The 5,147-nt window shown below is 68.0% G+C and carries 7 protein-coding genes; 3 read left to right on the top strand and 4 right to left on the bottom strand.

Going from position 1 to position 5,147, the window contains the following annotated elements; all coding sequences use genetic code 11:
- Window positions 1–111: 111 nt before the first annotated feature.
- Window positions 112–942, bottom strand: coding sequence for an IS5 family transposase (locus ACFVWD_RS57175; RefSeq protein WP_389607015.1), 831 nt, complete (start codon window positions 940–942; stop codon window positions 112–114).
- A gap of 86 nt (window positions 943–1,028) precedes the next feature.
- Window positions 1,029–2,075, bottom strand: a complete 1,047-nt coding sequence (locus tag ACFVWD_RS57170) for an aldo/keto reductase (protein WP_389607011.1) — start codon at window positions 2,073–2,075, stop codon at window positions 1,029–1,031.
- Between the two features lie 138 nt (window positions 2,076–2,213).
- Here ACFVWD_RS57170 and ACFVWD_RS57165 point away from each other — a divergent pair, with 138 nt between their 5' ends.
- Window positions 2,214–2,837, top strand: a complete 624-nt coding sequence (locus ACFVWD_RS57165) for a TetR/AcrR family transcriptional regulator (protein WP_389607010.1) — start codon at window positions 2,214–2,216, stop codon at window positions 2,835–2,837.
- Window positions 2,838–3,444: 607 nt separating this feature from the next.
- Here ACFVWD_RS57165 and ACFVWD_RS57160 read toward each other — a convergent pair.
- Window positions 3,445–3,663, bottom strand: a complete 219-nt coding sequence (locus ACFVWD_RS57160) for a hypothetical protein (protein ID WP_389607008.1) — start codon at window positions 3,661–3,663, stop codon at window positions 3,445–3,447.
- A gap of 133 nt (window positions 3,664–3,796) precedes the next feature.
- Window positions 3,797–4,468 carry an RNA polymerase sigma factor gene (locus ACFVWD_RS57155; RefSeq protein ID WP_389607006.1) on the bottom strand — a complete coding sequence of 224 codons (672 nt, stop codon included), beginning with the start codon at window positions 4,466–4,468 and terminating at the stop codon, window positions 3,797–3,799.
- On the opposite strand from ACFVWD_RS57155, the gene ACFVWD_RS57150 reads away from it, so the two are divergent.
- Together ACFVWD_RS57150 and ACFVWD_RS57145 are read left to right on the top strand one after the other, a co-directional pair.
- A complete protein-coding gene (locus tag ACFVWD_RS57150) occupies window positions 4,394–4,729 on the top strand; it encodes a transposase (RefSeq protein WP_389607013.1) in 336 nt (111 codons plus the stop codon). The genes ACFVWD_RS57155 and ACFVWD_RS57150 overlap by 75 nt on opposite strands.
- A 102-nt stretch (window positions 4,730–4,831) precedes the next feature.
- Window positions 4,832–5,068, top strand: coding sequence for a hypothetical protein (locus ACFVWD_RS57145; RefSeq protein WP_389607004.1), 237 nt, complete (start codon window positions 4,832–4,834; stop codon window positions 5,066–5,068).
- Window positions 5,069–5,147 lie beyond the last annotated feature (79 nt).

Here is a 5,147-nt window from a genome sequence, read left to right as displayed (position 1 = left end):
CTCGTCCGACAGCGTCAACTCGGCCTTCGGCCGCCCCATCCGTGCCATACAGCAAGCCTATACATATGAACAGAATTCCCGACTCGGAAGACTAGGAGTTGTCTTCAAATGTCACGCCCACATCAGGAGCGAGGCGAGGTTGACGGCTGCCTTGTAGGACTCGGCGGTCTTGTCATAGCGGGTCGCGATGCCACGCCACTGCTTGAGGCGGTTGAAGCACCGTTCCACGACGTTGCGCCGCTTGTAGAGCTGCTTGTCGAAGGCCGGGGGGCGCCCGCATCGGCGGCCGCGCCGGAGCCGGTTGCGGACCTGGTCGGCACGCTCGGGGATGGTGTGGCTGATACCCCGCCGCCGCAGCCAGGTCCGTATCGCCCGGGAGCTGTAGCCCTTGTCGCCCAGCACGTGGGCGGGCCGCACCCGGGGCCGGCCCAGGCCGAGGCGAGGCACCCGGATCGCCTCCATCAAGGTAGTGAACTGGGTGCAGTCGTTGGTGTTCCCGCCCGTGACCACGAAGGCGAGTGGGCGACCGAAGGCGTCGCAGGCCAGGTGGATCTTGCCGGTCAGGCCGCCCCGGGAACGTCCGAGGTCGGGGCTGCGGACCCCCCTTTTTCGGGCTCCGGCGGCATGCTGGTGGGCCCGTACGACGGTGGAGTCGACCGACACCAGCCAGTCGATCTCCCCAGCCGCATCCGCCCGGGCCTGGGCGGCCTCGAGCATCCGCTCGAAGGTGCCGTCCAGAGCCCACCGGCGAAACTGTGTGTGCAGCGTGGTCCATGGGCCATACCGCTCGGGCACATCCCGCCAGGCCGTGCCCGTCCGGAACTTCCACACGATCCCGTTGAGCACGGTTCGGTCGTCCAACCGCTTCCGCCCCCGCAAGGACTCAGGCAGCAGCGGACGGACGAACTCCCATTCCTCATCAGACAGTTCATGGCGACGTATCACCCGGCCATGGTCCAACAACCAAGATCATTTGACGGGCCCTGCTCCGGTGTGTGCCGCAGGAACTCGTCGCAGACGGACTGCCGTCAGCGGTGGCGGGCGGGCCTGCGGCGCTGCTCGGAGTCGGTCAGCGCCGGTCGCCTGTAGTCGATGTCCGCGGGGTTGAGCGTGACGCCGGGGGCGACGATCTCGTCGATGCGGTCGAGGATCTCGTCGTCGAGCCGGACCTCGGCAGCGGCGAGCTGGTCGGTGAGTTGCTCGACCGTGCGGGCGCCGAGGATCACCGAGGTGACGCCCGGGTGGGTCGACGCGAAGGCGAGCGCCAGGTGCGTCAGGGAGATTCCCGCCTCGTCCGCCAAGGCTGACAGGCGCTCGACGGCGTCGAGTTTGCGCTGGTTGCCCGGCAGGTCGAGGTTGAACTTGTGGGCGACCGCCTGCCGGAACCAGTTCATCTCGATCGGCTCGCCGCGGCGGAACCGCCCGGTCAGCCAGCCGCTGTTGAGCGGACTCCAGGTCAGCACGCCGAGCCCGTACTTCTGCGCGGTGGGCAGCACGTCCGCCTCGATCCCGCGCACGAAGACGGAGTACGGGGGCTGCTCGGTGCGGAAGGGGATGTGGCCCCGGCGGTCGGCGGTCCACTGGGCCTCGACGAGCTGTTCGGCGGGGAAGTCCGAGGTCCCGATGGCCATGATCTTGCCCGCGCGCACCAGGTCGGACAGGACCGAGAGCGTCTCATCGATGTCCGTGCTCGGGTCCGGGCGGTGCACCTGATAGAGGTCGATGCGGTCGGTTCCCAGGCGGCGCAGGCTGTCGTCGACGGCCTTGGTGAGCCAACGGCGGGAGTTTCCCTGCCGGTTGGGGTCCTCGTCCTTGAAGCGGACTGGGAAGTGACCCTTCGTCGCGAGCACGACCTCGTCGCGACGGTCTCGGATTGCCTTGCCCACGATCTCCTCGGCCTCGCCGCCCGAGTACTGGTCGGCGGTGTCGATGAGGTTGATCCCGGCGTCCAGGGCCGTGTGGATCAGCCGGGCCGCATCGTCGTGATCCGTGTTCCCCCACGCGCCCAGGCGCAGGGTGCCCAGCGCGAACTTGCTGACCGATATGCCGGTGCGGCCCAGCTTCCTCTGCTGCATCACTCACTGCTCCTTGATGTCGCCTCTCCCCGCGGACGGGGCGCGGAGTTGCTACCTCTCCGACGCCACGAACCTAAGACATGCAACAGAGATGTTGCAAGTAGAAGCTCTGAGGGAGTGCGGATGTAGCATGTCGGTGTGACGGCGCACAAGCAACAGACGGAACAGCAGGCGAAACGGCCCCTCCGGGCCGACACCGAACGGACCGTGCAGACGATCCTGGAAGCGGCCGAGCGCGTCCTGGCCACCAACCCGGCGGCGACCATGGAGCAAATCGCCCGGGCCGCCGGCGTCGCCCGAACCACGGTCCACCGCCGGTTCGCCACCCGTGAGGCGCTCCTGGACGAGCTAACCGACTGGGCCGCCCGCCAGTTCGCGGACGCCGTCGACACCGCCCGCCCGGACACCGCCCCGCCACTCGTCGCCCTCTACCAGGTCACTGCCAACGTCCTCCGTGTGAAGACCGACTGGTCGTTCGCCATGAACCGCGCGGCCGACGACGCCCACCCCGAGGCGGCCCGCATCCACGCCGAGGTCCGGGCCACCTGCGTCCGGCTCTTCCGCCGCGCCCAAGAGGCGGACGTGCTCCGCCCCGACATCGACCTCGACTGGACCCGGCGCGTCTACTACGCCCTCATCCACGAGGCAGCCAAGGAGGGCGCGGGAGGCGGCGACACGGATGCGCTCGCCACCCGCGTCGTGGACACGCTGCTGCGGGGCGCCGGGGCTCCGGCCGGACTCGCGGGGCAGACAGGAATTTGAAGACAGGCCCTAGGACGCCTCCGTCCTGAAGGCGGAGCGACTGACGGCGTCGGCAGCTCCATCGTGGTACTCCAGGCACGAGCTAAAACGGCAGAGAGGTAGAGAGGTACTGGCGGCAGAGCACGTAGCTTGTCCTGCTCCACTCTTTGGGTCTCGCGCCTGTGATGCGGGAAGCCCTCAGGTTGTTTTCTGGGGCCATCGAGGTCCGCGCGCCAGGCCAGTCGACTGTCTCCGGTCGCAGGGCAAGGCCGTCTGACTGTCCGTAGGCCCAACGCCGCTCACGAGTGACAGCCGGGCCAGATGTCGACGTCCACGGCATGTTCCCGGCTGACGGCTTCGTCCATGGGCCCGGATGATGCGGTGTGCCCTCCCGCCAGGCAGGCATGCTTGGCGGGAGGGCACAGCGATGGTGAATGACCTGCCAGCCCCCGAGGCGGTGCAGATCCAGTTCTACGGGCGGGCCCCCGTGCCGTCCGTACAGCTGCATGCGGTGTTGCTGAACGTGCCCGACAGGCGGGCGGAGGTGAACAGCACCGTGACCGAGGTGCTGGCTGTTCGGCTCGGCTGTGGGCTGACGCGTGTGCAGGGAGGCTTCATCGGCGGCCCGTCACCAGACGATCGAGCCGGTGTGCAGTCCGGTCTCGTTCTGTGTCGCCGATTCGTCCCCGCTGACGCCTGCTTCGGCCTGGTCTGCGGCGTCCGACAGCGCGCGATACACCACGTCCCAGCCGGGTGCACCGTGTGGAGCGTCCCCGACGAGCCGCTCTCCCTCCCGCAAGTAGGCCAGCATCCTCTCGTGAGGAGAGGAGCGCTTCTCGTGCTCCATTTGCATCCCCTTTTCCGTGTCCCGTTTCTTCGTCTGTGGGAAGCAGCTCGCTCCCTTCCTGTGGGGAGCGGTAGGTCCCGAGTCGGGACCACGGGTTTCGCCTCTCGCGACCACCGTGGTCCCGAGAGGCGAGCTACTGCTCTGCGTGCGGTTCGGATATGCGCTTGGCCTTGGTCTCTGCCTTCTCCAAATCCCTGGAGACGGTCGCGGATGAGACCTTCAGCAACGCTGCGATCTCGATGCCTTTCAGGCCCCAGACGTGGGTCAGTTCCCAGACCGTCGCCTGCCGCTCGTCACGGATCGCGGCCTTCACCGCAGCCAGCAGCTCGAGGTATTCCAAGCCCGCGGTGATGTCGTAGGGAGCCGTGGTGTCCGGCCACGGCCTGCCGCCCTCCGGGAGCTCGTCCGAGGGCCGTTCCAGCTGTGCCCGCATCCGTCCCAGTTCCGAGAGGAACTTGTTGCGGGCCACGACCGTCGCGAACACGATGACCGGTTTCCTGAACACGGTGCCCCTGCGGAATTCCTGGATCACCGCGAGACAGGCTTCCTGGGTGACGTCGTGGGCCAGGTGGTAGTCACGCGTCATCCGCATCACCACCGTCAGAAGCCGCGGATGGACCTCCTTCAGGACCTCGCTCAGCTTCGCCTCCTGTTCACGGGACAGCCGGTCTCGTGGCCGCGCGGGACCCGCTCCTCCTGAGTTGGTTGCCATGGGCCGTCCTTCGACTACATCGGGCTGATCGACGCCGCCCACCAGCAGCTGAGAGCCCCGATCATCCTGGTCTGGGACCGGCTGAACACCCACGTCTCGGCAACCATGAAACAGATGATCGCCGCACGGGTCTGGCTGACCGTCGTGCTCCTCCCCGCCTACGCCCCGGACCTGAACCCGGTCGAGGGCGTGTGGTCCCACGTCAAACGCAGCCTGGCCAACCTGGCCGCGCTCACCGTCGATGCGCTGGAGACGCTGATCCGCAACCGACTCAAGCGCCTTCAGTACCGGCCCGCCGTCCTCGACGGCTTCGTCGCGGAGACCGGCCTGACCTTCAACCCGCCATCGCCATGACCTCGGGAGACGCCGTCGTCGGAGACTTGCCCGCCGGGACCGTCCGGCCACAGCGGGCAATCCCCTTGCGCCACCGACCAAGCGCGGCAATGCTCAAGTGCCGTGAGTAGCCTGGAGATCAGCACGCTGACGACCACCGAGGAGCGGCTCTGGCACGCTTTCCCCACCGGTGCCCTGGTCGACCTGCGCTCTGGACCCGACGACGGCCCCGATAGGGCGACGTCCTGGCCGCGCACCCGCGACATTCGTGCCGAGGTGATGGCCGCGCTGCTGACCGGCAGCGGGCCTGATGCAGGCAGCGGCGCGGGCGTCAAACTGGCGGGTGAAGTTTCCCCGTGATCTTGGACACTCGTTGGTTATGCCGCGAGGGTGTGTTGATGCCGCTGCCTGGTCTCGGCTGGGGTGAGGTAGCCGAAGG

The sequence above is a fragment of the Streptomyces sp. NPDC058086 genome, assembly GCF_042885015.1.
Taxonomy (GTDB): domain Bacteria; phylum Actinomycetota; class Actinomycetes; order Streptomycetales; family Streptomycetaceae; genus Streptomyces.
Note: the sequence above shows the minus strand (reverse complement) of the source record. Positions and strands in the feature narration are given on the sequence as shown.